23 protein-coding genes and 1 riboswitch are annotated in these 24,028 nt (G+C 64.8%); of the genes, 6 read left to right on the top strand and 17 right to left on the bottom strand.

The genetic code is table 11. The annotated features are described in order from the left end of the window. Position 1 precedes the first annotated feature (1 nt). Both B6V73_RS08960 and B6V73_RS08955 read left to right on the top strand, forming a co-directional pair. Positions 2 to 1,333: a sigma-54 dependent transcriptional regulator gene (locus B6V73_RS08960; RefSeq protein WP_075774544.1), complete on the top strand. Its 1,332-nt coding sequence runs from the start codon at positions 2 to 4 to the stop codon at positions 1,331 to 1,333. Between the two features lie 599 nt (positions 1,334 to 1,932). Beyond that, positions 1,933 to 4,854 (top strand): Rne/Rng family ribonuclease, encoded by a 2,922-nt coding sequence (locus tag B6V73_RS08955; RefSeq protein WP_088725155.1) that lies wholly within the window; start codon positions 1,933 to 1,935, stop codon positions 4,852 to 4,854. A 72-nt stretch (positions 4,855 to 4,926) separates the two neighbouring features. On the opposite strand, the gene B6V73_RS08950 is transcribed toward B6V73_RS08955, so the two are convergent. Continuing rightward, the gene (locus B6V73_RS08950; protein WP_088721748.1) at positions 4,927 to 5,361 is read right to left on the bottom strand and encodes a 6,7-dimethyl-8-ribityllumazine synthase; all 435 of its coding nucleotides are present in this window, start codon (positions 5,359 to 5,361) and stop codon (positions 4,927 to 4,929) included. Positions 5,362 to 5,441: 80 nt separating this feature from the next. Beyond that, positions 5,442 to 5,588: riboswitch (FMN riboswitch) on the bottom strand. A 122-nt stretch (positions 5,589 to 5,710) separates the two neighbouring features. Beyond that, the gene (locus B6V73_RS08945; protein ID WP_075774546.1) at positions 5,711 to 5,938 is read right to left on the bottom strand and encodes a sulfurtransferase TusA family protein; all 228 of its coding nucleotides are present in this window, start codon (positions 5,936 to 5,938) and stop codon (positions 5,711 to 5,713) included. Between the two features lie 94 nt (positions 5,939 to 6,032). Here B6V73_RS08945 and B6V73_RS08940 point away from each other — a divergent pair, with 94 nt between their 5' ends. After that, a complete protein-coding gene (locus B6V73_RS08940; RefSeq protein ID WP_088725054.1) occupies positions 6,033 to 6,776 on the top strand; it encodes a cytochrome c biogenesis protein CcdA in 744 nt (247 codons plus the stop codon). 4 nt (positions 6,777 to 6,780) lie between these two features. Here the strand turns inward: B6V73_RS08940 and B6V73_RS08935 are convergent, their stop codons facing one another. From B6V73_RS08935 to B6V73_RS08880, 12 genes are all read right to left on the bottom strand, one after another. Beyond that, positions 6,781 to 8,205, bottom strand: coding sequence for a UdgX family uracil-DNA binding protein (locus B6V73_RS08935; RefSeq protein ID WP_088725053.1), 1,425 nt, complete (start codon positions 8,203 to 8,205; stop codon positions 6,781 to 6,783). After that, positions 8,205 to 9,440, bottom strand: coding sequence for a putative DNA modification/repair radical SAM protein (locus B6V73_RS08930; RefSeq protein ID WP_088718857.1), 1,236 nt, complete (start codon positions 9,438 to 9,440; stop codon positions 8,205 to 8,207). Before B6V73_RS08930 ends, B6V73_RS08935 begins: the two co-directional genes overlap by 1 nt. A 93-nt stretch (positions 9,441 to 9,533) precedes the next feature. Continuing rightward, entirely contained in the window at positions 9,534 to 10,307 is a 774-nt protein-coding gene (locus B6V73_RS08925) for a DUF2189 domain-containing protein (RefSeq protein ID WP_088725052.1), read from the bottom strand. Between the two features lie 105 nt (positions 10,308 to 10,412). Further along, positions 10,413 to 11,150: an SDR family NAD(P)-dependent oxidoreductase gene (locus B6V73_RS08920; RefSeq protein WP_240497800.1), complete on the bottom strand. Its 738-nt coding sequence runs from the start codon at positions 11,148 to 11,150 to the stop codon at positions 10,413 to 10,415. A 45-nt stretch (positions 11,151 to 11,195) separates the two neighbouring features. Continuing rightward, the gene (locus tag B6V73_RS08915; protein WP_075774552.1) at positions 11,196 to 11,741 is read right to left on the bottom strand and encodes an AAA family ATPase; all 546 of its coding nucleotides are present in this window, start codon (positions 11,739 to 11,741) and stop codon (positions 11,196 to 11,198) included. A 6-nt stretch (positions 11,742 to 11,747) separates the two neighbouring features. Next, complete coding sequence (gene prfB / locus B6V73_RS08910) at positions 11,748 to 12,872, bottom strand: peptide chain release factor 2 (RefSeq protein WP_088725051.1); 1,125 nt, start codon at positions 12,870 to 12,872, stop codon at positions 11,748 to 11,750. 149 nt (positions 12,873 to 13,021) lie between these two features. After that, on the bottom strand, positions 13,022 to 13,765 hold the full coding sequence (tpiA, locus tag B6V73_RS08905) for a triose-phosphate isomerase (protein ID WP_088725050.1): 744 nt from the start codon (positions 13,763 to 13,765) through the stop codon (positions 13,022 to 13,024). 83 nt (positions 13,766 to 13,848) lie between these two features. After that, positions 13,849 to 14,220: an iron-sulfur cluster assembly accessory protein gene (locus B6V73_RS08900; protein ID WP_075774555.1), complete on the bottom strand. Its 372-nt coding sequence runs from the start codon at positions 14,218 to 14,220 to the stop codon at positions 13,849 to 13,851. A gap of 25 nt (positions 14,221 to 14,245) precedes the next feature. Then, a complete protein-coding gene (locus B6V73_RS08895; protein WP_088725049.1) occupies positions 14,246 to 14,980 on the bottom strand; it encodes a DUF3307 domain-containing protein in 735 nt (244 codons plus the stop codon). After that, complete coding sequence (locus B6V73_RS08890; protein ID WP_088725048.1) at positions 14,977 to 15,582, bottom strand: hypothetical protein; 606 nt, start codon at positions 15,580 to 15,582, stop codon at positions 14,977 to 14,979. Before B6V73_RS08890 ends, B6V73_RS08895 begins: the two co-directional genes overlap by 4 nt. Before the next feature lie 45 nt (positions 15,583 to 15,627). Then, positions 15,628 to 16,701, bottom strand: a complete 1,074-nt coding sequence (locus B6V73_RS08885) for an alkene reductase (RefSeq protein WP_088725047.1) — start codon at positions 16,699 to 16,701, stop codon at positions 15,628 to 15,630. A gap of 193 nt (positions 16,702 to 16,894) precedes the next feature. Further along, positions 16,895 to 17,260 carry a DUF59 domain-containing protein gene (locus tag B6V73_RS08880; RefSeq protein WP_078519345.1) on the bottom strand — a complete coding sequence of 122 codons (366 nt, stop codon included), beginning with the start codon at positions 17,258 to 17,260 and terminating at the stop codon, positions 16,895 to 16,897. A 388-nt stretch (positions 17,261 to 17,648) separates the two neighbouring features. On the opposite strand from B6V73_RS08880, the gene prfA reads away from it, so the two are divergent. The 3 genes from prfA (at position 17,649) to B6V73_RS08865 (ending at position 20,599) form a co-directional block, all read left to right on the top strand. Further along, entirely contained in the window at positions 17,649 to 18,704 is a 1,056-nt protein-coding gene (gene prfA, locus B6V73_RS08875) for a peptide chain release factor 1 (protein WP_075774738.1), read from the top strand. Further along, positions 18,701 to 19,558, top strand: a complete 858-nt coding sequence (prmC, locus tag B6V73_RS08870) for a peptide chain release factor N(5)-glutamine methyltransferase (RefSeq protein ID WP_088725046.1) — start codon at positions 18,701 to 18,703, stop codon at positions 19,556 to 19,558. Before prfA ends, prmC begins: the two co-directional genes overlap by 4 nt. Before the next feature lie 270 nt (positions 19,559 to 19,828). Beyond that, entirely contained in the window at positions 19,829 to 20,599 is a 771-nt protein-coding gene (locus B6V73_RS08865; RefSeq protein ID WP_075774561.1) for a DUF4167 domain-containing protein, read from the top strand. Between the two features lie 295 nt (positions 20,600 to 20,894). Here the strand turns inward: B6V73_RS08865 and rsmA are convergent, their stop codons facing one another. The 3 genes from rsmA to B6V73_RS08850 are packed head-to-tail and all read right to left on the bottom strand — an operon-like array spanning position 20,895 to position 23,998. Continuing rightward, positions 20,895 to 21,740 carry a 16S rRNA (adenine(1518)-N(6)/adenine(1519)-N(6))-dimethyltransferase RsmA gene (gene rsmA, locus B6V73_RS08860; protein WP_088725045.1) on the bottom strand — a complete coding sequence of 282 codons (846 nt, stop codon included), beginning with the start codon at positions 21,738 to 21,740 and terminating at the stop codon, positions 20,895 to 20,897. 9 nt (positions 21,741 to 21,749) lie between these two features. Then, on the bottom strand, positions 21,750 to 22,772 hold the full coding sequence (gene pdxA / locus B6V73_RS08855) for a 4-hydroxythreonine-4-phosphate dehydrogenase PdxA (protein WP_088725044.1): 1,023 nt from the start codon (positions 22,770 to 22,772) through the stop codon (positions 21,750 to 21,752). Beyond that, positions 22,769 to 23,998, bottom strand: coding sequence for a peptidylprolyl isomerase (locus B6V73_RS08850; RefSeq protein WP_088718849.1), 1,230 nt, complete (start codon positions 23,996 to 23,998; stop codon positions 22,769 to 22,771). Before B6V73_RS08850 ends, pdxA begins: the two co-directional genes overlap by 4 nt. Positions 23,999 to 24,028 lie beyond the last annotated feature (30 nt).

Here is a 24,028-nt window from a genome sequence, read left to right as displayed (position 1 = left end):
CATGGCAAGACTAATGAAGGTAGCGATCGTCGATGACGAGGAAGACATGCGGCAGTCGGTCAGCCAATGGCTGGCGCTGTCGGGCTTCGACGCCGAGACCTATGCCAGCGCCGAAGATGCGCTGAAAGTGATCGGCCCCGACTGGCCGGGCGTGGTGATCACCGATATCCGGATGCCCGGCATGGACGGGATGGCCTTCCTCAAGCGGCTGATGGGCATCGATAGCGGTCTGCCGGTCATCATGATCACCGGCCACGGCGATGTGCCGATGGCGGTCGAGGCGATGCGCCTTGGCGCGATGGACTTCATGGAGAAGCCGTTCTCGCCCGACCGGATGACCGAACTGGCCAAACGCGCCACGCAGGCGCGGCGCACCACGCTGGATAATCGCGCGCTGCGCCGCGATCTGGCCGAGGGCGAGAAGGTGATGGGCAAGCTGATCGGCACCTCCGAACCGATGGAACGCCTGCGCGAGGATATTCTCGATCTGTCTCAGGCTGATGGCCACGTTCTGATCGATGGCGAGACCGGCACCGGCAAGACGCTCGTGGCCCATGCATTGCACGCGACGGGTCCCCGCGCGGGAAAGAAATTCGTCATGGTCAGCTGCGCCGCGCTGACCGAGGAAGCCCTCTCTGCCAAGCTGTTCGGCCCGGTCGAGGAGGGCGGTCTGCCGCTGATGGAAGAGGCCCGCGGCGGCACGCTCTGTCTCGAGGATGTCGAGGCGCTCAGCCAGTCGCTGCAGGCGCGGCTTTTGCAGTTCATCAACGATCAGGGCGCGCCTGCGGAGACCCGGATCGTCGCGATCTGCAACACCCATGGCGAGGGAAAGACGGTCGAGGACGCGCTGCGCCCCGATCTGTATTATCGTCTGGCCGCTCTGAAGATTACCCTGCCGCCGCTGCGTGCGCGCGGCGAGGATATCCTGACGCTGTTCAACCGCATGTCCGAGCAATTCGCGGACGAATACGGCTGCGACGTGCCGGAAGTGACGGCGCAGGAAGCGGCACAACTGTTGCAGGCCCCGTGGCCGGGCAACGTGCGCCAGCTGATCAACGTGGCTGAACGCGCGGTGCTCCAATCGCGCCGGGGGTCGGGTTCCATCGCGTCGCTCTTGATGACCGACGACGAAGAGGCGGGCCCAGCTGCGATCACCACCGAGGGCAAGCCGCTCAAAGAATATGTCGAGAGCTTCGAGAAGATGCTGATCGACAACACGATGCGGCGCCACAAGGGGTCGATCTCGGCGGTGATGGAAGAACTGTGCCTGCCGCGTCGGACGCTGAACGAGAAGATGGCGAAATACGGCCTCGCGCGCGCCGATTACCTGTGAGGCCTGCGCCCGCGCAGGCTCCCCCCCGATGCGTGCGCGTGCAGGCAGCTTTCGAACAAGACGACGTCAGCGGCGCGGGCCCGGATGGCACCGCGCCGCGGCATTTTCAGGCCCAGGGCGAAAAATCTCCGGGACGGGCCTGCCCAATCGTTGATCTTTGCCCGGAATCGGGGCGCGATTAACCCTTCCGTTACGAAAATTCGATTGTGTTCCCGGTGGCTGTGCCGCTATGGTCGAAACCAGTCGGTTTCACGCCAAGCGTGTGAACCCTCCGAAATTCGCTGATGCCTTGGCCGATCCGGCGCAGATGATGCGCAAGGGGCCCCGGCTCAACCGATTGGCCGAAAGGCCGCAAGTTTGTCTCCCTCTGCCGCATATGCCGGGATGGAGGCCGTTAATTGGGCGCCAAGCGGCTAAGGCCGACCGCGCCTTGGAAAGAACCGCGATGATGCGTGACGGGATTTCGCAGATGAAGACGGGCAGGCTCGACGCCACCGCCGTCTGCGCGCATGTCCGCAGCCTCGCCTCAAGGACAGTTTCAGCCCAAGACAGCGCCGCGCCCCCGGGCCGGTCGCAAAGGGCTGACCTATTGGAATTACATGGCAAAGAAGATGCTTATCGATGCCACCCACGCGGAAGAGACCCGCGTCGTGGTGGTGGACGGCAACAAGGTCGAGGAATTCGACTTTGAGACCATCAACAAACGGCAGCTCGCCGGCAATATCTATCTCGCGAAAGTAACGCGCGTCGAACCGTCGCTGCAGGCGGCATTCGTCGACTACGGCGGAAACCGGCACGGGTTCCTCGCCTTCGCGGAAATCCACCCCGATTACTACCAGATCCCTGTCGCCGACCGCGAAGCGCTCCTCGAAGAAGAGCGACAGCTTGCCGAGGCCGCTGCCGAGGAAGAGGAAAAGCCGAAATCACGCCGCCGCCGCTCGCGCCGGTCGTCGAACAAGGCGGAGAAGGCCAAGCAGGACGACGCGGTCGTCAGCTCGGACGAGATCCCGGGCATGGGCGTCGTCGATCCCGAGGCGGAAGACGAGAACGCCGATGCCGCCAGCGAAGAGGCGGAAGCGGACGCGCAGACGGAAACCTCCGAAGCTCCGGCCGAGGAAGCGCCCGCTTCGGAAGCTGCTGAGAAAACCGCGGCTGTGGAAGCTGCGCAATCCGACGAGGATGACAGCGACGACACGGACGAGGATGACGACGACGCGGCGGAGGCCGATAGCGGCATCGAATCCGTCGCCGACGAGGATGTCGAGGAAGAGATCCGTCCGGCCCGCAAGCCGCGTCCGCGCCGCTACAAGATCCAGGAAGTGATCAAGGTCCGCCAGATCATGCTGGTGCAGGTCGTCAAGGAAGAGCGCGGCAACAAGGGCGCCGCTCTGACCACCTATCTCTCGCTGGCAGGCCGCTACTGCGTGCTCATGCCCAACACCGCGCGCGGTGGTGGCATCTCGCGCAAGATCACCAACGCCGCCGACCGCAAGAAGCTCAAGGAAATCGCAGGCGAGCTGGACGTGCCGAAAGGTGCCGGCCTGATCGTGCGTACGGCGGGCGCGCAGCGCACCAAGACCGAGATCAAGCGCGATTACGAATACCTGATGCGCCTGTGGGAGCAGATCCGCGATCTGACGATGAAATCCGTCGCACCGGCGCCGATCTACGAAGAAGGCGATCTGATCAAGCGCTCGATCCGTGATCTCTACAACAAGGATATCGACGAGGTTCTTGTCGAGGGCGAGCGCGGCTACCGCGCGGCCAAGGCCTTCATGAAGATGATCATGCCGAGCCACGCCAAGAACGTGAAGCACTACTCGGAATCGCTGCCGCTCTTCGCGCGCCATCAGGTGGAAAGCTACCTCGCCTCGATGTTCAACCCGACGGTTCAGCTGAAGTCGGGCGGCTATATCGTGATCGGCGTGACCGAAGCGCTCGTCGCGATCGACGTGAACTCGGGCCGGGCCACCAAGGAAGGCTCGATCGAGGAAACCGCGCTCAAGACCAACCTTGAAGCCGCCGACGAAGTGGCCCGCCAGCTGCGCCTGCGCGACCTCGCCGGGCTGATCGTGATCGACTTCATCGACATGGACGAGCGCAAGAACAACTCGGCCGTCGAAAAGCGCATGAAAGAGCGCCTCAAGACCGACCGCGCGCGCATTCAGGTCGGACGCATCTCCGGCTTCGGCCTGCTCGAGATGAGCCGCCAGCGCCTGCGTCCGGGCATGATCGAATCCACGACGCAGCCCTGCGCCCATTGCCACGGCACCGGCCTGATCCGCTCCGACGACAGCCTCGCGCTGAGCGTTCTGCGCGCGATCGAGGAAGAGGGCACCCGCAAACGGACCCGCGAGGTTCTGGTGCGTGCGCCCGTCGCGGTCGCCAACTACCTTATGAACGCTAAGCGCGAACATGTGGCAGTGATCGAGGCCCGCTACGGTATGTCCGTGCGCATCGAGGCCGCGCCCGAGCTAGTCTCGCCCGATTTCACCATCGAGAAGTTCAAGACCGCGACCCGCAATGTTGCGGAAGTGGACAGCCCCGTGGTGTCCGCGTCGGCAAGCCTGATGGCCGAAATCGACGAGGCGGAGGACGAGACCGAGGCCGAAGCCGAGGCGCAGACCCCGGAGGTCGAGACCGAGGCCGAGGAGCAGCCTAAGAAGAAGCGCCGCCGCCGTCGCCGTCGCAAGAAGTCGAATGGCGAGAACGGGGAGAATAACGACTCTTCGGAGAACGGCGATCAGTCGTCGGGCGACCACAAGTCGGACGATCAGAAGTCTGAACCGACCGGAGGTCAGGACGCGCCCGCCAAGGCCGAACCCGCGCAAGCGGCAGAGGCTCCGGCGGACGAGGCCAAGACCGAGGCGCAGACCGACGTCAAGACCGAGGCTCAGCCGGAGGAAGAAGCGCCGAAGCCGAAGCGCCGCTCGCGCGCCCGCAAGAAGGTCGAAGAACCGAAAGCGGACGCCGAGACTGCGGAAGCTGCGGTTGAGGGCACCGAGGCCAAGGCCGAGGAAGAAGCTCCCAAGCCGAAGCGCCGCACGCGGTCGCGCAAGAAGGTGGATCCCGAGGCGGATGCGCAAGCCGCCGTCGAAGGCAGCGCCGCCGGCGCAAAGGTCGAGGCCGCCGCAGCGGCGGAGGAAGAGGCGCCCAAACCCAAGCGCCGCTCCCGTGCGCGCAAGAAGGTCGAAGAGCCCGTAGCGGAGACGCCCGAGAGCCCTGAGCCGCCCGAAACCCCGCAGCCCGACGCGCCGACCGAGCCGCAGGAGACGCCGCAGCCCGACGCGCCCGTCGAGACGCCCGAGCCTACGCCGCAGGAAACCCCTGCCGACGTGCCGCAGGAAACGCCGCCCGCGCCCGAGCCGGAAACCCCGTTCGAGCAGCCTCCGGAAACGCCGCAGCCTGATGCTCCGGTCGAATTGCCCGGTGGTCCAGCCTTCGCGGAAACCGAAGCCGAGGGCGAAACCATGACCGAGGAGGCGCCCAAGCCCAAGAAACGGGGCTGGTGGAGCCGCTGAGGCAGCCTCAGATTTGAGAAAGGCCGGGCAGAGCGCCCGGCCTTTTTCGTTTTCATATCTGCTTATCCGCGCTCAGGCGGCCAGTTCCTGTGCATGGCGGGTCAGTTGCAGCGCCGCCCGCGCCGCCTCGCGGCCCTTCTCGACAAAATGGCTGCCAAAGATCGCCCGGTGGTGATCGGTCTCCTGGAACTGATGCGGTGTCAGCGAGACCGACAGCACGGGCACGCCCGTCTCCAGCCCCACCTGCATCAGGCCATTCACCACGGCCTGCGCCACGAAATCATGCCGGTAGATTCCGCCATCGACGACCAGAGCCGCGCCCGCGATCGCCGCGTAGCGGCCCGTTCGGGCCAGTTCCTGCGCCCTCAGCGGCAGCTCGAACGCGCCGGGCACGTCGAAGACATCGACCTGCGCCGCCGGGATCTCTTCGAGAAACCCCTCGAGCGCGCGGTCGATGATATCAGCGTGCCAATTGGCCTTGATAAAAGCGTAACGGGTGTGTGTCATCGTGATCTCCTTGCTAGCGACACGTCACCCAAGGCGATCACATACAGGCCGTGCCCGCGCGAGAAGGCCCGGGATCGGCTGCATATTCTCTTCTATCCGGACTGTAACCGTCGGCTCAGGCCTCGCACCTGATCTGCTGACCCTCGCACGACGGCGAGGCGCTCGCGGGCTCGCGGATTTCGCCGCATACCGCCGGTGGGGAATTTCGCCCCGCCCTGAGAATGGCCGGAGATTGGCACGCGCTTATGTCCTCGGCAAGGGGCTCAGTTCCTCGGCCAGCCTTACTAGCATCGGGAGACTGATCATCAGCGGCGGGCCGACGCCGGGCAGGTGCGCAACGCGAGGGCCATCAGCCCTTGCGTACGAGATAGACCTTCACGCCTTCCCAATCCTCTGCCTCGACCAGCTCGTGTCCGCATTGCGCGCAGAAATGGGGCACGTCGATCCAGCTCGCCCCGTCGGTCGCGACCAGCTGGACCAGCGTGCCGGGCGCGGCCGCCTCCAACGCTTTGCGCAGGCGCAAGACGGGCAGGGGGCACAACAACCCCTTTGCATCGATTTCGACATCGGGTTTCATGCCGGAGGTTCTCGCGCGCCCGCGCTGATTTGTCCACGCTGTTGTTATCTCACGACCCGGTGACCGCGCGCGAGGAATGGGGTAGAGGAAGAACATGTTTGGAATCGATCTCCTCTCTGCCGCTTTCCTGCCCGCCGCTTTCGTGGCGCTCTTTGCGGGTCTGCTGTCATTCCTCAGCCCGTGCGTGCTGCCGATCGTGCCGCCCTATCTCGCCTATATGGGCGGGGTCAGCATGGGCGACCTGCGCGAGGGCAAACGCTCGGCGGCGGTGCCTGCGCTGTTCTTCGTTCTTGGCCTGTCGACGGTGTTCCTGTTCATGGGTTTCGCCGCCTCGACCTTCGGGCGGTTCTTCCTGACCAATCAGGTGCTGTTCGGACGGATCGCGGGCGGGGTGATCGTGATCCTCGGCCTGCATTTCCTCGGCGTATTCCGCATCCCGATCCTCGACCGCGAGGCGCGGCTGGACGCGGGCGACCGGGGCGGCTCGAGTTTGGGTGCCTATGTGCTGGGGCTCGCCTTCGCCTTCGGTTGGACGCCCTGCATCGGCCCGCAGCTGGGTGCGATCCTGTCGCTGGCCGCCCAAGGCGGCGATCAGGCGCGCGGCACCGCGCTGCTGGCGGTCTATGCGCTGGGTCTGGGCATTCCGTTCCTGCTGGCCGCGCTGTTCATCCAGCGTGCGATCGGGGTAATGAACCGGCTCAAGGCCTATATGGGCATCATCGAGAAGACGATGGGCGCGCTGCTGGTCGTCGTCGGGATTCTGCTGCTGACCAATGCGTTCTCGGCAATCAGCTTCTGGCTGCTGGAGACCTTCCCGAGCCTTGCAGTGCTGGGCTGACGCCTCACGCCACCATCTGCACCGCGCGGACAAGATCCGCCTCGAAAGCCCGCAGCATAGCGGGCTTTTCCATGTCGGGCAGGCGCAGCAGGTAGGACGGGTGCACGGTGATGAGCATCGGCGTGCCATCGTCGAGTACCTCCACCGTGCCCCGCCGTTTCAATAGTCCGCGCCGATCCCCGGTGAGGCTCTCCAGCGCGGTCGCGCCCATCGCGAGGATCGCCTTGGGTTTCACCAACGCGCGTTCCCGGTCGAGCCACAAGCGGCAGTGATGAATTTCCTGCCGGTCGGGCGACTGGTGGATGCGCCGTTTGCCGCGCGGGGTGAACTTGAAATGCTTGACCGCATTGGTGATGAAGACGCGATCGCGGCACAGACCCGCACGCGCAGCCACCTCGTCGAAAAGCTGGCCTGCAGGGCCGACGAAGGGGCGGCCCTCGAGATCCTCGAAATCGCCCGGCTGCTCGCCCACGATCATCAGCGGCGCATCCAGCGGCCCTTCGCCCGGTACTGCCTGCGTTGCGTTCTCCCAAAGCGGGCAGCGGCGGCAAGCGTTCAGCGCGGCCAGCAGTTCCGCGCGGTCACCCGCGGGCTGCGGCCTGGCGCGTTCGCTCGCCAGCCGCTCGGTGATCTTGCCAGCTCGGGCCGGGGCCAGCGTGGGGGCACTTAATGCCATCTCCTCGGCGCGGGCCTGTGCGGTGGCGATCATCTCGGGGATGAGGCTGGCTTCGGGGAGGTTATGCCAATATTTGCGCGGCATTTCGGATTGCATCGCGTCGACCTTCAGCCGCGCCGGGTTGAAGATGTTGCGGAAATAGGTGCGCCAGAGGTCTTCGGCGGCATCCTCGGGCAGGTCGGGGCGCGGCTGCCCCTCGCTGAAGCGCAGTTTGCCCGCTTCGAAATGCGCCGTCAGATCGGGCGTGAAGATCGACCAGTCCATGTCGCCGAAACGTTTCACGAAGAACGGCGCGGTCAGCTCGCAGATGTAATGCGTGGGTTCGAACCACGCGGCAAAGCGGCGACGTGGGGCGTCGGGCGCCCCGATTTCGCGGAAGCGCACGAAGGCCGTCATCTTGTGGCGGTCGCGCGAGACCTCCTTGGCCATGCGGTTCAGTCGGTCGATGCGCGGATCGGCGCGGTCTTCCAGCAGGCGCTTGTCGGATCGCAGCGCCCAGAGCACCGCGTAAGCCCGCGCGAAGCGTTCCGGGTCGCGATGACACACCACGAGCCGGGCGAGGTCGACAAAGCCCTTTGGCACGCTCACAGCGCTGCCCGTGGGGGCAGGGGCGTCCTGCGCGAAGAGATCGGCCTCCGCCGCCCCGCGATGCCAGAGAAGCTCCTCGGGCGGGATGCCAGCGCCCAAGGCTGCGCGGGCCTCGTCTCGCCAGGCCTCGAACGTGCCGATCTCGGGCAGGGTGATCGTCCGCATCACAACAGCCGCAACTGCTGCGGCGGTGGGGCGAAACGGGCGCGCAGGTCTGCCGCATCGGTCAGCGCGCGCGGGTGCCAGTCCAGCAGCGTGATAAAGGGTTTCGCTTGCTTCAGATTCGCCCCCATGCGCCTCAGGTCTTCGTAGCGCAGGGTCCGGTAGCGGCGGGTCGCCAGCACCCGGTTCACCGTCTTCACCCCCAGCCCCGGCACGCGCAGCAGCATCTCGCGCTCGGCCCGGTTCACGTCGAGCGGAAAGAGATGCCGGTTCGCCAGCGCCCAGGCGAGCTTGGGATCGACCGTCAGATCGAGATTGCCGTCGGTGGTGCCTTGCGAAATCTCGTCCACGTCGAAGCCGTAGAAGCGCAGCAGCCAATCCGCCTGATAGAGCCGATGCTCGCGCATCAGTGGTGGCTTGATCAGGGGCAGGGCGGCGGAGCTGTCCGGGATCGGCGAGAAAGCGGAGTAATAGACACGCTTGAGCGCGTAGCTTGAATAGAGCCGCGTCGAGGTCTTCAGGATCGTCGTGTCATTCGCCCCGTCCGCGCCGACGATCATCTGCGTCGATTGCCCGGCGGGCGCGAATTTCGGAGGGCGCTTGCCGGTGAAGCTGCGTTCTTTCCGCGCCTCGCGCAGCACCCGCACGTCGCCCATCGCGCGCCGGATCTGCGCGGGATCCTTTTCCGGCGCATAGTCCTGCACCGCGCGGTCGGTCGGCAGCTCGACATTGATCGAGAGGCGATCGGCGTAAAGGCCGGCCTCCTCGATCAGCTCGGGGGCTGCGTCGGGGATGGTCTTCAGATGGATATAGCCGCGGAAATTATGCTCGACCCGCAAGAGCTTCGCGATCCGCACCATGTCGGCCATCGTGTCATCGGGCGAGCGGATAATGCCGGAGGAGAGGAACAGCCCCTCGATATAGTTGCGGCGGTAGAATTCCAGCGTGAGGGTCACGACCTCCTCGGGAGAGAACCGCGCGCGGGTGACGTTGGAACTCACCCGGTTCACGCAATAGGCGCAGTCATAGATGCAGAAATTCGTCATCAGGATCTTCAGCAGGCTGATGCAGCGCCCGTCCGGCGTGTAGGCGTGACAGATGCCGGAGCCGGTGACCGAGCCGATCCCTTTGCCATCCTTCGAGTCGCGCCGCTGCCCGCCGCTCGACGCGCAGGAGGCATCGTATTTCGCCGCATCCGAGAGGATCGCCAGTTTCTGATCGAGGGTCATCCTTGCCATGTGTTCACTATATGTTCACGCCATCTCCCTTTCAATAATTCCATGACAAAGGGGCGCGAAATCTCGCGCCCCTCGGAAAACGGCGCGCGGACCTCAGGAAGTGAGGCGGCGATACATGTGCCAGCTGGCATGACCCAGAACCGGCAGCACGATGAAGAGGCCAAGGAACATCGGCAGCATCCCAACGAACAGGCTCGCCGCGATCACCAGTGCCCAGATCGCCATCGAGACCGGGTTGGCCGCGACTGCCCGCATCGAGGTGAGGATGGCGGTGATGATGTCGATCTCGCGATCCATGATCAGCGGCAGGCCGACCACGGTGAAGGAGAACAGCATCGCTGCGAAACCCGCCCCGATCAGGGTGCCGATGCTCAGCATCATCAGCCCGTTCCCGGTCAGAAGGATCTCAGGCGAGCTGGAGATGTTGGTGAAGGCCGACAGCCCCATGAACAGCGCGAAGGTGGTATGGGCGACGAAGACCCAGAACATGAACATCATCAGGATCAGCATCGCCATGGACGGCGTTTGGCGATCCTTCTCCGAGACGCAGCTGGCGATCACCTCGCGCCAGATGAGAGGCTCCTGCGCCTCCAGCTTGCGCGAGACGGTATAAAGCCCGATCGCCGCGAAGGGGGCGAGCAGCGGAAAGCCGAGCGCGAAGGGGATCAGCCACCATTCCTCGCCCTGCGCTGCGAACACCATCCAGAGCACGATGCCGCCAAGCACGTAAAAGCCCGAGAACATCAGACCGAAGGCCGGGGCGCGTTTGAAATCGTTCCATCCGGCCTTCAGGATGTCTGGTATGTCCGAGGCCTGAAGGTCGCGGATAGGCGGCACCTCGGAGGGCGGCGACAGGATCGTTTGCATTGCTTTTCTCCCTGACTGAGGGCCTCTCCCAAAGGCCCGCAACTTCACGTTGCGTCACGCGGGCGTGATCTGTCCAGAGAATTGCTCGCTGCGTCGCCGCGAGGCTCAGCCGCCCATCCGTTTCGTCAGCCGCAGGGAGAGCGCATAGGGCAGGCGTTTCAACAGCTTGAGCTGCCATGTCAGGCGGCGGGGGAAGTGGGTTTCGAACCGGTCCTTGGCCAGCCCGTCGGCGATGCGGCGGGCAGCCTCGTCGGCTTCGATCATGAAGGGCATGGCGAAGTCGTTCTTCTCGGTCAGGCGAGTCTTCACGAAGCCGGGAGAGATCAGCCGCACGTCGATCTTGGGCGCATATTCGACCCGCAGGCTTTCCACTAGGTTGATCACGCCGGCTTTCGAGGCGGAGTAGAGCTGCCCTTTCGGCAGGCCGAAGATGCCCGCGACGGAGCCGAAGATCACCAACTGCCCACCTTCGCGTAGCAAGCCGGGAGCGGCCTGCGCGAACCATAGCGTGCCGAGCAGGTTCACCTCCACCAGCTTGCGCGCAGCCTCCCGTTCGATCTGCTCCACGCGGCCCGGATCGTAAAGCGCGGCGGTGATGATCATCGCATCCAGCGGCCCGTGGCTCAGGATTTCGCCGCGCGCATCGTCGAGGCTTTCGGGATCGGCGACGTCGCAGGGTACGACCTCGCCCTGACCCAGTTCTGCCTTCAACGCGTCCAGCGGCTCGACCGAGCGCGCAGACAGCACCAGTCGCGCCCCGCGGGCGGCCAGTTCGCGCGCCAGCGCCTGCCCGATGCCCGAGCTCGCGCCCATGATCCAGATGCGTTTGTCCTTGAACTCCACGGCGGTCATCCTTTCGCTAGTGGTGAGGATACGCGCCAAACCGGATCAGGGTTTCATTCCGAGGGCCTCGAGGCACTCCGCCAGCAGTTCATCCAGCGGCCGTGTGCCCGAGAGGTCCAGTATCGGTTCAGACCGGCCCGCCAGCCATTCGTGATGGCGGCTTAGCGAGCGACCCGAGAAATACGGATCGTCATAGCCCGCAGCCCAGGTCAGGAAGGAGCCGTGATTGCCCTCCATGTCGCCGCCCTTGCGGATACGCGCGCCGAAGCGCATCGCCTCGCGCTTGCGCAGGCGCGCGAGGCGGATCGGCGTCGGAGCGGTGAGAAAGACGATAAGGTCGGCGCCCGCGATCGCGGGCTCCCCCCAACCGTCGAGCGAGCCGGAGATCACCCAGCCTTCGGGCTTTTTCGCCGCCTCCATCAAGGCGAGCCGCTCTGCGGGGCGGCGTTTGACGGTATAGGGCGGGTCGCTCTCGGCCCAATAGAATTCGTCGGTATCGAGATGGGTGACGCCCAAGCGGTCGGCCAGGCGTTCCCCCAAAGATGATGTGCCCGATCCTGCGGCGCCGGTGATGTGAACCCGCGCCGTCATTCGCGATCAGCTATCCGCCTGCGCGTCGGCGCGGGATTTGCCTTCGAGGCCAAGCGCCAGCGTCGCCGCCATGAACCCGTCGAGGTCGCCGTCGAGCACGCCCTGCGTGTCCGAGGTCTCGTGCTGCGTGCGCAGGTCCTTCACCATCTGGTAAGGCTGAAGCACGTAAGACCGGATCTGGTTGCCCCAGCCGGCCGAGCCCTTGTTCTCGTGGGCTTCGTTGATCGCCGCGGTGCGCTTTTCCAGCTCCATCTGATAGAGCCGCGATTTCAGCGCCTTCATCGCGATGTCGCGGTTCTGGTGCTGCGATTTCTCGGACGAGGTGACAACGATGCCGGTCGGGTGGTGGGTGATCCGCACCGCCGAGTCGGTCGTGTTGACGTGCTGACCGCCAGCCCCCGAGGAGCGGAACGTGTCGATGCGGATATCGGCGGGGTTCACCTCGATCTCGATATTGTCGTCAACGACCGGGTAGACCCAGACCGAGGCGAAAGAGGTCTCGCGCGTGCCCTTGCCGAAGGGTGAAATCCGCACGAGGCGGTGCACGCCCGATTCCGATTTCAGCCAGCCATAGGCATTGGGACCGGAAATCTTGTAGGCGCAGGACTTGATCCCGGCCTCGGCACCCGGTTCTTCGGATTGCAGTTCGACCTCGTAGCCGCGCTTTTCGGCCCAGCGGACATACATCCGTTGCAGCATCGAGGCCCAGTCGCAGGCCTCGGTGCCTCCCGCGCCCGCATTGATCTCGAGGAAGGTGTCGTTGCCGTCGGCCTCGCCGTCGAGAAGGGCTTCCAGCTCTTTCGACGCGGCGGTTTCCTTCAGCGCGGCGAGCGACGCTTCTGCTTCGGAGACGACTTCCTCGTCGTCTTCCATCTCGCCAAGTTCGATCAGTTCGACATTGTCCTCCAGATCCTGCTTGATCCGGTTATAGGTTTCGAACTTGTCCATCAGTTGCTGCCGGTCGCGCATCAGTTTCTGCGCGCGCGCCTGATCGTCCCACAGGGTGGGGTCTTCGATCATCGCGTTGAATTCCTCGATCCGGTGCGGCGCGGTCTCGAGGTCCATCCGCTGGCCGAGCAAGGTCAGGGACTTGCGGATCTGTTCGACGGTATTCTGCGTCTCGGCGCGCATCTGTCATCCTCTTGAAAGCTTGGTCCGCGTGATACGAGATCGGCGCGGCGCCCGCAAGGCGGGACGGGGGAAATTGCGTGGGCCACGCGGCGTTGGAAAGCCGCGTGGCCCTTGTGTTCGAGCCCCCCGGATGCCGAGCGGGATGCGGCTCAGCTCGCCTCTAGCGCGGCGATGATCGCGCCGAAATCGCTGGCTTTGAGCGAGGCCCCGCCCACCAACGCGCCGTCGACGTTGGAGGTCGCGAAGATCTCCTCGGCATTGCCGGGTTTGACCGAGCCGCCATAGAGCAGCCGCATGCCGTTGCCTGCGTCGGCGAAGCGCGCGATCAGCGTGTTGCGCATGAAGTCATGGACCTCCGCGATCTGATCCAGCGTCGGCGTGCGACCCGTGCCGATCGCCCAGACGGGCTCGTAGGCGATCACGCAATTGGCGGCCGTCGCACCGTCGGGGACGGAGCCGGCAAGCTGTTCGCCGATCACGTCGAGCGTCTGTTCGCCGTCGCGCTGCGCTTCCGTTTCGCCCACGCAGATCACCGCGATCAGGCCTGCGGCGATCGCAGCCTCGGCCTTGGCACGCACGATCAGATCGCTTTCATGATGATCGGCACGGCGTTCGGAATGGCCGACGATGACGTGAGAGCCACCCGCATCCGCGATCATCTGCGCCGAGATGTCGCCCGTATGTGCGCCGCTCTCGTTCATGTGGCAATCCTGCCCGCCGACCGCGAGCTTGCCACCCGCCGCTTCGGTCATCGCGCCGATCAGAGTCGCGGGCGGGCACAGGAGCACGTCACAGGCGGACGAGGGATGCGCCTCGACAAGGGATTTCACCTCGCTCAGGTTGCTCTTGAGCCCGTTCATCTTCCAATTGCCGGCGGCCAGCTTCTTGCGCATGCCTGTCTCCCTTATGTCATTCGGGCCGACATTAGGGCAGGGGGATCGCACTCGCAAAGGGCAAATTGGCGCGGGAGCGGGGCTCAGCCGTTGGTCTGGGGGGCTTCCATATCGGCGAATTTGATCGACTCGCCGCAGCCGCATTCATCGACGACGTTCGGATTGCGGAACTTGAAGCCGCTTTCGAGAAGACCGGTCTCGTAGTCGATCTCTGTGCCCAGCATGAACATCTGCGCCATCGGTGCGATCAGAACCCGGGCGGGGCCCTTTTCCACGACGATATCCATCGGACCGGCCTCGGCCGCGACCTCCATCGTGTATTCCATGCCCGCGCAGCCCCCTTTCTTCACGCCGATGCGGAAGCCAGCCGCGTCTTCGCGCGACATCAGCTTGGCGATCTGCGCGACGGCGGCGTCGGTCAGGGTTACGGGGTCTTGTCCGGGAACGTTGAACATGGGGGGCTCTCCTTCACCGAGTAATTTAGTCGGGCACGGGCAGGATTCCAAGGGGCGGCAAATGTCCCAAAAGCGCGAGCGTGGCGTAAGAGGCGGCGAGCGCCCAGCCGAAGGAGGCCAGCGTGCCGATGATCACATATTCGGATTTAAGCTGCGTGTCGCTCTTCGAAAGAGCATCGAAGCGCCAAACCTTCGCGACTATTAGAAATCCAATCGCGCTAGGTTGGTTTGCCAGTATCAAAATGAATATTAAGCTTCGCTCAAGGAGGCCGATCAGCTCTCCACCCGCTGGAGCGCTTGCACTTTCTTGGCCAAAACCTGAGTTCGTCAATAGCCTTTCGATAGCAAAGCCACCGGCTCGCACGGTAATAAATGAGCCAGCGATCAAGTCGTATACTCCTGGAATCCACTTATGGTCTGACCATAGCGCTTGAGCCCAGAGGTCAGAAAACCAAGCTGCAATAAATGCATATGCGATCAGATGCGCGGCTTGGTCGAAAACGAATGATTTCAAGGTCGGCGGAGCAAAGCTCTTCGCGAAGTCGATCAAGAGATGACTCGCGAAGACGAGCGCGAGTGCGATCAGAAAGCCGGTCGAAAATTGTAAGAGCGCAACTGCGCTGAGACCGAGAAGGATCGCAAGATGCGATGCGAATGCTGTTATTTCTCGCTTGGCCTTGCGGTGAGCCATCCGGTCGCTTTGGAATGCGAAATCGGTCAATGTATGTGTGAAAAGCAAAGCGGTGAAAGTTTCGATCATCTGGTGTTCTCGATTAATCTCAGCGCTTCCACGATGGCGGGATAGGCCGCACTTGCCAAGGCTTGGGCGAGCGATTGTCGGGTAATCCCGATTTCACTGGCGGCGGCGGTCTGGGTTGGAGGATCGGGGCGCAGCATCGGCATGACCGCGCGTGCCTGTGCCGGGGTCCAGCCCTCCGAGAGATGATCGAAAAGTCGCAGTGCCGCGCCAAGCGGTCCGCCTGTCGCATGGGCGATGCGCGGGCCCTCGAGACTGTCGAGAAGTTGGCCCGAAGCGGTGAAGACCGCCCCCGATGCCCCGTTCAGGTTGCCATCGGCAGGCAGCGTGCCGTCGCCCTCGGCCATCGCGATCCGGGTCGAGAACGCTTCGCCCAGAGCGCGCAACTTGGCCCGGATCAGCAGCGCGAGCCGGGCCTGAAGACGCGGCTCGGTGATCGCGATCTGCCAGCCATCCCCGCGATTGCGGGCGAAAGCCGTTTCGCCCAGTGCGGGCCGCAGTATTGCCGCCGCCCCCTCGATCGCATCGAGCGCCGCGCTCAGCTCCGACGCCGTTAGTCGGCTTGAGCCGACGATATCGCCGGTGAAAACAATAAGATCCTTCATGGAAGGGCTATTAAGCCCTTCCATGGTCGTTTTCTAGCGCTCGCGTCACTCGTCGAGGAACGGGTAATCCGTGTAGCCCTGAGCACCGCCGCCGTAGAACGTTTCCGAGTTCGGCTCGTTCAGCGGAGCGTCCTTCGCGAAACGCTTGGGCAGGTCCGGATTCGCGATGAAGAGCTTGCCGAAGGCCACCGCCGCCGCACCCTCTTTCAGCGCCGCTTCGGCCATCGCCTTGTCGTAGCCGTTATTCGCGATATAGGGCGCCTTCGACTTCGCGCGCAGCGTCTCTATCCCGTCCTCGGGCCACTCGCGCGCACCGCCGGTCTGGCCTTCGACGAAATGGACATAGGCCATCGGCTTGGTGTTGAGGAAATCGACCACCGCGCCGAACAGCTCGGCCGTGTTGCTATCGATGCCCACGTTATTCGCGTTCGACCACGGCGAGAGACGGATGCCCACACGCTCGGCGCCCAGCACCTCGGTGACCGCATCGACCACTTCGCGCAGGAAGCGGGTGCGGTTCTCGATCGAGCCGCCGTACTCGTCTTCTCGTTTGTTCGAGGTGTCGCGCAGGAACTGATCGATCAGATAGCCATTCGCGGCGTGAATCTCGACGCCATCGAAGCCCGCGGCCTGCGCATTGCGGGCGGCTTTGCGGTAATCTTCGACCGTCGCTGCGATTTCCTCGACCGTCAGCGCATGCGGCGTGGTGGTCGCCACGAAGCCTTCGCCGTCGAAGGTCTTGGCCTCGGCCGAGATCGCAGACGGCCCGACCGGGTCACGCCCGTTCAGCAGCTGCGGCACCGAGATCCGGCCGACATGCCAGATTTGCGCGACGATCTTGCCGCCAGCCTCATGCACCGCGTCGGTGACTTTCTTCCAGCCCGCGACCTGCTCCTCGCTGTAGATGCCTGGCGTCCAGGCGTAGCCCTGACCCATCGGCGAAATCTGCGTGCCTTCGGTGACGATCAGCCCGGCGCCTGCACGCTGGCGATAATACTCGACCGTCATATCGGTCGGGTGCAGATCGGGGGCACGGTTGCGGGTCAGTGGCGCCATCACGAAGCGGTTGGCGATCTCGATCGCGCCGAGCTTCGTGGGGGAGAATAGCGTATCAGCCATGTCAGTCCTCTCATCGGGTTTGACGTTCGGCCAGATGACATGGGGCTGCGCGCGCGGGCGGCAAGTCCATCGCAGTGCGAAGGTTGTGTGCGCAAATGCAAGGAAACAAAAAGGGAGCCGCGCGGCTCCCTTCCTCTTGGTCGGAAATATCCCGGAAGCACCCGCAGGGTGCGGGGCAGAGCCCCTCCAAGCCTCACATGAAGCCTAGTTCCAGCCGCGCCTCGTCGGACATCATGTCCATGCCCCATTGCGGGTCGAAGGTCATCTCGACATCGACATCGCGCAGACCACCGACGCAGGCCACGGCATCGTGAACCCAACCCGGCATCTCGCCCGCGACGGGGCAGCCCGGAGCGGTGAGCGTCATGATCACCTTCGCGTCATTCTCAGGGCTGATCTCGATCGTGTAGACGAGGCCGAGATCATAGATGTTCACCGGAATTTCCGGGTCATAGACGGTGCGGCACGCTTCCACGACATTTTCGTAGAGCGGATGGTCGGTCGTCGAGGGCTTGATCAGCGGCGTGCCTTCAAGCGGCTCTTCGGGCGTGGCGGTCATGGCGGCTTCTTCCATCGGCAGGGGCGCCGGCAGGGCGCCTATCGAATTACTCGACTGTTTATCTAGGTGATAGGACCCGAGCCGTAAAGGGAGCTGTGGGCAGTCTGCTGATATGTGATGACGCAGCGCTGCGAAGAGGCAATGACGGAACGTTGTTTGTAAGGGACGCGTCCGAACCCCGGGTGGTGCGTGGCTTTGTGTGGGGCCGGGCGCTTAATCTCGCAAGCCCGGTGGGCGCTTGAGCCTGCGATGACATCGACAACGCGCCTTCCCGGGGAAGGTTGGACGCGGCCCGGGGTTGGTCGCCCCGGACCAACGGGAGGAAGCGGCGCTCTCTTCACAACGCTCGCCGCTTGACGCCCCGCACGCTTCGCGCCAAACCGATCCCATGTTGCCCGAAGAGAAACTCGACCAGATCCTCGCGCGCTTCGAGTACCTCGAGGCGCTGCTCAACGCTGGCGCGGAACCCGCCAAGATCGCCGAGATCAGCCGCGAATATTCCGAATTGAAGCCGGTCGTCACCCAGATCGAAGCATGGCGTCAGGCCCGCGCCGATCTGGCCGAGGCGGAAGGCTGGATGACCGATCCGGAAATGCGCGATCTGGCCGAAGAGGAATTGCCGCGTCTCAAAGCCCGCATCCCCGAGATGGAGCAGGCCTTGCGCGTGGCGCTTCTGCCCAAGGATGCCGCCGACGCGCGCCCCGCGATCCTGGAGATCCGCCCCGGCACGGGTGGCGAGGAAGCGGCGCTGTTCGCGGGTAACCTGTTGCGTATGTATCAGAAATACGCCGAGAAACATGGCTGGCGTTTCGAGATGATGGAGTTGACCGAGACCGAGCTGGGCGGCGTCAAGGAAGCGGTGGCGCGCATCGAAGGTGAGGGCGTCTTCGCCCGGCTGAAATACGAATCCGGCGTGCACCGCGTTCAGCGCGTGCCGGAAACCGAAGCCGGCGGACGCATCCACACGTCTGCCGCGACCGTCGCCGTTCTGCCCGAGGTCGAGGCGGTCGATATCGACATCCCCGCCAATGATATCCGGATCGACACGATGCGAGCCTCCGGGGCGGGCGGGCAGCACGTCAACACGACGGATTCCGCGGTGCGCATCACCCATATCCCGACCGGGATCGTCGTGACTTCGTCTGAGAAATCCCAGCACCAGAACCGCGCCAATGCGATGGCCGTTCTGCGCGCGCGGCTGTTCGAGGCCGAACGCGACCGCGCGGCTTCGGAACGTGCCGAGACGCGGAAATCCCAGGTGGGTTCCGGCGACCGCTCGGAGCGCATCCGCACCTATAATTTCCCGCAAGGGCGGCTGACCGATCACCGCATCAACCTCACGCTCTATTCCCTTGATAAGGTTATGGAAGGCGAGATCGACGAAGTGGTCGACGCGCTGATCGCAGACGATCAGGCGGCCAAGCTCGCGGAGATGGAGGCGTGAGGGCGCAGGATGCGCTGGTCGCTGCGTCCCGCCGTCTGCGCGAGGCCGGGATCGAGGGTGCGCAAACCGATGCGCGCAGGCTGCTGGCCCATGCGCTGCAGATCGCACCCGACCGGCTGACGCTCGCCTTGCAAGACCCGCTGCCGGACGACGCGGTCGACCGGTTTGAGGCTGCGCTGACTGCCCGCGAGGCACGCCAGCCCGTCGCCCAGATTACCGGCAAGCGGCTGTTCTGGGGGCATGAATTCCGCGTCACCCGCGACACGCTCGATCCGCGCCCGGAGACGGAATTGCTGGTCGAGGTGGCGCTGGAGCGGCCCTTCGTTCACGCGCTCGACCTCGGAACGGGCACCGGCTGCATCCTGATCTCGCTGCTGAAATCCATGCCCTTCGCGGCAGGGACGGGGACAGACCTGTCTCAAGCCGCGCTCGAGGTCGCGAAAGCCAATGCCGAGGCGCTCGGTGTGGCCAAACGCGCCAAGTTCCTGATTTCAGACTGGTTTGCCAATGTGCCGGGGCGATACGACCTCATCGTCTCGAATCCTCCTTATATTGCGGAATACGAGATGGCGGGGCTCTCTCAGGACGTGCGTGACTGGGAGCCGCTCTCGGCGCTGACGCCGGGCGGGGACGGGCTCGACGCCTATCGCGCCATTGCCCGCGGCGCGGGGGCGCGGCTGATGGCGGGCGGACGCCTCGCCGTCGAGATCGGTCCGACGCAGGCGCAGGCGGTGAGCGATCTCTTCGCAGCGCAGGGCCTTGAGAACATCGAGACCCGCCGTGATCTCGACGGCCGCGACCGCGTCATTTTGGCGCATAAACCCGGTGATCCGGCGGATTGCGGCACGTCCTGAGCACGAAATCGCGCAAAAACTTGGGGAAAACCCCGCGAATCCATCGAAATCGCGGATTTGACCGATTTTCTGACTTGAAAGGTCGCCCCTCGCATGTTTAGTCAAGCCTGTGCAGGCCGGATATTGATCCCCCGCACGGCTCAGCTTCACAGCGCGGGTGTTTGGAACGAAACCGGGCAGGTATGCCCAGCGTGACAGTTCAGCCCGCAGGCCCTGCATTAGCGGCCATTTCCGAAAAGCCCGTGACAACGGGCCAAGAAAACGAAAGCCATGAGATCTTCGAAATCCCGTTCGCGTAACAAGTCGAACCGTCAACGGTCGATGGGCAATATCGTCAACCGCGTCTTCGACAGCTCCGGCCCCGAAGGCAAGGTGCGCGGTACGCCGCAACAGATCATCGACAAATATCTGCAGCTCGCGCGCGATGCGCAGCTCGGCAACGACCGCGTGGCCGAACAGAACTTCCTGCAGCACGCAGAGCATTACACGCGAATGCTGGGCGAGGCGCAGAAAGAACAGGCCCGCGAGCAGGAAGCCCGCAACCAGCAGCGCCAGCAGAACAACCAGAATAACGGCAACCAGAACAATGGTGGCCAGAATAATGGTGGTCAGAGCCACGGCGGCCACGGGCAAAGCGGCGGCCAGAACAGCGGTCAGAACGACGGTCAGCAGAATGACGGTCAAAACGAGACCGGCTCGAAAGGCGAGGCTCAGGACAATGCGTCCGAGCGCCGCGACGAGCGCTCCGAGGGCAAGTCGTCCGGGCGTAAGCGGAGCGAAAGCTCCGAGATGATGCCGCCGATGCCGCAGCTGGACTCCGATGACGATTCCACCCTCGTCGATACGCCCGAAAGCCGTAGTCGCGGCGACGACGCGCCGAAGGCGGAAGAGCCCTCCGAAAAGCCGGAGAAGGCCGAGAAAGCTGAAAAGGCCGAGAAGCCCAAGCGTCCGCGCGCCCCGCGCAAGCCGCGCGCTCCGAAAGCCGAGAAGGCCGAAAAAGCCGAGGCGAGTGCCGAGCTGCCGAAGGCTTCAGGCGAGTAAAGCCTCCCAAGAGATAGCGCGAGGCCCGCCAGGTTGGCGGGCCTTTTTGCATCTTGGGAGCGGGGCGGACGCTTCGCCCGTCTGGTCCGTGTACGGATACAACCGGCCGCAGCTGCCATCCATCAGATGTGCCACGTGCAAGCCGACACGCGCGAACCGCGCAGCTCTCTCTATCGCGGCAGTTCAGCGGTGTGACCGGTCAGCATCGACGTGGGCAACTGGCCAATCCCGGAAATGAGGGAAGCGAAGACGATCTCGGCACCGCGAGGCAAGTCGTCCTCGCGCGCGGCGCAGATCATTCCTGTCCCGCGACGATGCGCGCGAGGCGGCAGAACTGCTCCAGCGTGACCCGTTCGGCGCGTTCGGTGGGCGCGATCCCAGCCTGCTCCAGCTTCGCCTCGATATCAGGGGCGACACCCTTGAGCGAAGCCCGCAGCATCTTGCGGCGCTGGTTGAAGCCCGCAGCCACGACCCGGCTGAGCGTTGCCGCATCGGCCGGATAGCGCGGCTCGGGCAGGGCGCGCAGATGCACCACCGCCGAATGCACCTTGGGTGCGGGCGTGAATGCCTCGGGCGGCAGGCTCATTACGATCTTCGCCTCGGCGCGCCATTGCGCGAGGAGCGCGAGGCGGCCGTAATGCTTAGAGCCCGGCTTCGCCACGATCCGCTCAGCCACCTCGCGCTGGAACATCAGCGTCAGGCTTTCCCAGAAGGGCGGCCAGTCTTTCGGCGTCAGCCAGCGCACCAGCAACTCGGTGCCCACGTTATAGGGCAGGTTCGCGGCGATCTTGATCGGGGGCGTGAGATGCGCGAGCGGATCGACCTGCAGCGCATCGCCATTGATCACTTCGAGACGGCCCGGATAGGCCTCGGCGATCTCGGCCAAGGCGGGCAGACAGCGTGTGTCCTTCTCGATCGCGAGCACCTTGCGCGCGCCCTCGGCCAGCAGCCCGCGCGTGAGACCGCCGGGGCCGGGACCGACCTCCAGCACGTCCGCACCCGTCAGATCGCCCGCCGAGCGCGCGATCTTCGCGGTCAGGTTCAGGTCCAGCAGGAAGTTCTGCCCGAGGCTCTTCTTTGCCACCAGGTCATGCGTCTGCAGAACCTCGCGCAGCGGGGGCAGCCCGTCGATCGTGGCCATCACGCAGCCTCAGTCATGCCGGGCCGCTCCCATCCGGGCCGCCATCTCCAGCGCCGCGATCAACGAGGCAGGGTTGGCGCGGCCCTGACCCGCGATGTCATAGGCGGTGCCATGATCGGGTGAGGTGCGCACGAAGGGCAGGCCGAGCGTGATATTCACCCCGCCGTCGAAATCGAGCGTCTTGATCGGGATCAGCGCCTGATCGTGATAGGCGCAGATCGCCGCGTCGTAATTCTGCCGGGCGCGCGCGTGGAACATCGTGTCGGCGGGCATCGGGCCCGCAACCGCGTAGCCCTCTTCCCGCAGACCGTCGAGCGTGTCGGCGATCCAGTCGCCTTCCTCGATGCCCATCGCCCCGCCTTCGCCTGCATGCGGGTTCAGCCCCGCCACCGCGATCCGTGGGGCCGAGAAGCCGAAATCGCGCCGCAACCCTTCATAGGTGATCCGCACCGTCTCGCGCAGAAGCTGCGGGGTCAGAAGTTTCGGTACTTCGGAGAGCGCGACATGGATCGTGGCGGGCACCACGCGCAGCGGCGGGTCGACTCGCGACGAGGCGAGCATCATCACTACCCGCTCGACGCCCGCGAGATGGGCCAGATATTCGGTATGGCCGGGGAAGGTGAACTTTGCCCCGTCTTTCAGCGCTTTCTTGTTGATCGGCGCGGTGCTGAGCGCAGCCCCTTCGCCGCGCATCACCAGATCGACGCCGCGCGCGATCACGTCGATCACGGCTTTCGCATTTGCGGGATCGGGCTCGCCCGGAAGGGCGGCGGCGGGAAACTGGTGGGGCAGCACCGGCAGCCCGGCGCTGGCGTGGCGCAGCGCGTCGGCGGGTCGGTCGATCTCTCGGATCTTTGTGCCGCGCGGCAGATGCGCGGGGTCACCGATCCAGACGAAGGGTAGTTTCGCGCCGCAATGTTCCCAGGCGCGGGCGGCGATCTCGGGGCCAATGCCCGAAGGGTCGCCGCAGCTGAGGATCACGGGGCGGTCGGGCGCACGGGCCGCAGTGCGATCGGTCGGCTGGGCGCTCATTTGCGCACGATGACCGCTTCGGCTTCCAGATCGGCCATGTAGCCATTGGCGTAGGATTCCAGCGCCTTGTTCTCCAGAGCCGCGCGGACCTGATCGCGGTCGGGAGCCGATTGGTCACCTTGGGGCGCAACCTTGCGATCGCAGAGCATCACGAGCACGTCGTTGGCGCCTTGCGGGATCACTTCGGTCTCGCCCACATCGAGATGCGCCAGCGCGAGACCGATATTGGTCGGCACCTGCGCCTGCGCCACGTCCTCATGCTTGGTGAGCGCGCTCGGCGGGAAGCCCTTGCCGATCGTGTAGAGCTGGTTGCATTCGCGCGCCGCGGCCACCTGGCTCTGGATCTTGGCCGATTGCTGCGAGCCGGTCGGGCCGATCGCGAAGGTCATGTAGCTGAGCGTCTGCGGGCCCGACGGCGCATCGCCATCGCCAATCGCGCGCAGCATGAAGACCGCGACCGCGCCCTGAAGCTCGATCGGCTGGGTCGCGGTGCCGGGCTTGAGCTTGAGCACCACGCCGCGCAGTTGCGGCGGCAGCTTGTCGATCGGCATCCAGTCCAGACGCCCACCGCGTGCACGCGACGGCGCGGCCGAATATTGACGCGCGAGCGCGGCGAAAGCGCCTTCGCCCTGCGCGGCCGACAGCTGACGCGCTTGCCCCATCGCGGCCCGGGCGCGGCCCTGCGGCGCGGGGATGATCGCCTCCGATATCAGCACCTTCACGCCCTTGCCGGTCTGGCTCTCGGGCATCATCGCGCGGTCGACGTCGGATTTCGTGATGTTCACCTGCGGCCCGAAGCGTGCGCGGATCACCTGGCGCCAGACAAGGCCGGCTTCGGTGAAGTTGCGGAACGTGTTCGGATCGACGCCTTCCTTCTGCAGTGCCTGCACGAATTCGTCGCCGGTCATGTTCGCGCGGCCAGCGAATTCATCCATGCCCTTCTGGATCGCGGCTTCGTCGAGCTTGATGCCGATGCGCTTGCCGGCCCAGATCCGCAGACGGTCCTCGATCAGCGCCTTCTCGGCGTCCTCGCGCGTGTTCGCGCCGGCGTTCAGCAGCTGCATGAAGCGCTGCCGCTGGTTGATTTCGTAGTCGGTCACGCCCATGCCGTTGACGGTGACGACGGGCGCGAAGCTACCGCCCGATTGCGCCTGCGCCGTTCCTGCGGCGAAGGGCAGGGCGAGCATCAGCGCCAGAAGGGTGAGCAGTCGGGTCATCATCGTCATGAGCGTGCCTGTCCGTTTCGTCTCGTTCAG

Source organism: Thioclava sp. JM3 (assembly GCF_002213185.1).
Taxonomy (GTDB): Bacteria; Pseudomonadota; Alphaproteobacteria; order Rhodobacterales; family Rhodobacteraceae; genus Thioclava; species Thioclava nitratireducens.
This window is presented reverse-complemented; position numbering and strand designations above follow the sequence as displayed.

Bases quoted from the DNA above. Each gene is read 5' to 3' on its own strand.
- B6V73_RS08960 (WP_075774544.1), top strand. From the start codon at position 2: ATGGCAAGACTAATGAAGGTAGCGATCGTCGATGACGAGGAAGACATG.
- B6V73_RS08955 (WP_088725155.1), top strand. From the start codon at position 1,933: ATGGCAAAGAAGATGCTTATCGATGCCACCCACGCGGAAGAGACCCGC.
- B6V73_RS08950 (WP_088721748.1), bottom strand. From the start codon at position 5,361: ATGACACACACCCGTTACGCTTTTATCAAGGCCAATTGGCACGCTGAT.
- B6V73_RS08945 (WP_075774546.1), bottom strand. From the start codon at position 5,938: ATGAAACCCGATGTCGAAATCGATGCAAAGGGGTTGTTGTGCCCCCTG.
- B6V73_RS08940 (WP_088725054.1), top strand. From the start codon at position 6,033: ATGTTTGGAATCGATCTCCTCTCTGCCGCTTTCCTGCCCGCCGCTTTC.
- B6V73_RS08935 (WP_088725053.1), bottom strand. From the start codon at position 8,205: ATGCGGACGATCACCCTGCCCGAGATCGGCACGTTCGAGGCCTGGCGA.
- B6V73_RS08930 (WP_088718857.1), bottom strand. From the start codon at position 9,440: ATGGCAAGGATGACCCTCGATCAGAAACTGGCGATCCTCTCGGATGCG.
- B6V73_RS08925 (WP_088725052.1), bottom strand. From the start codon at position 10,307: ATGCAAACGATCCTGTCGCCGCCCTCCGAGGTGCCGCCTATCCGCGAC.
- B6V73_RS08915 (WP_075774552.1), bottom strand. From the start codon at position 11,741: ATGACGGCGCGGGTTCACATCACCGGCGCCGCAGGATCGGGCACATCA.
- prfB (WP_088725051.1), bottom strand. From the start codon at position 12,872: ATGCGCGCCGAGACGCAGAATACCGTCGAACAGATCCGCAAGTCCCTG.
- tpiA (WP_088725050.1), bottom strand. From the start codon at position 13,765: ATGCGCAAGAAGCTGGCCGCCGGCAATTGGAAGATGAACGGGCTCAAG.
- B6V73_RS08900 (WP_075774555.1), bottom strand. From the start codon at position 14,220: ATGTTCAACGTTCCCGGACAAGACCCCGTAACCCTGACCGACGCCGCC.
- B6V73_RS08895 (WP_088725049.1), bottom strand. From the start codon at position 14,980: ATGATCGAAACTTTCACCGCTTTGCTTTTCACACATACATTGACCGAT.
- B6V73_RS08890 (WP_088725048.1), bottom strand. From the start codon at position 15,582: ATGAAGGATCTTATTGTTTTCACCGGCGATATCGTCGGCTCAAGCCGA.
- B6V73_RS08885 (WP_088725047.1), bottom strand. From the start codon at position 16,701: ATGGCTGATACGCTATTCTCCCCCACGAAGCTCGGCGCGATCGAGATC.
- B6V73_RS08880 (WP_078519345.1), bottom strand. From the start codon at position 17,260: ATGACCGCCACGCCCGAAGAGCCGCTTGAAGGCACGCCGCTGATCAAG.
- prfA (WP_075774738.1), top strand. From the start codon at position 17,649: ATGTTGCCCGAAGAGAAACTCGACCAGATCCTCGCGCGCTTCGAGTAC.
- B6V73_RS08865 (WP_075774561.1), top strand. From the start codon at position 19,829: ATGAGATCTTCGAAATCCCGTTCGCGTAACAAGTCGAACCGTCAACGG.
- rsmA (WP_088725045.1), bottom strand. From the start codon at position 21,740: ATGGCCACGATCGACGGGCTGCCCCCGCTGCGCGAGGTTCTGCAGACG.
- pdxA (WP_088725044.1), bottom strand. From the start codon at position 22,772: ATGAGCGCCCAGCCGACCGATCGCACTGCGGCCCGTGCGCCCGACCGC.
- B6V73_RS08850 (WP_088718849.1), bottom strand. From the start codon at position 23,998: ATGACGATGATGACCCGACTGCTCACCCTTCTGGCGCTGATGCTCGCC.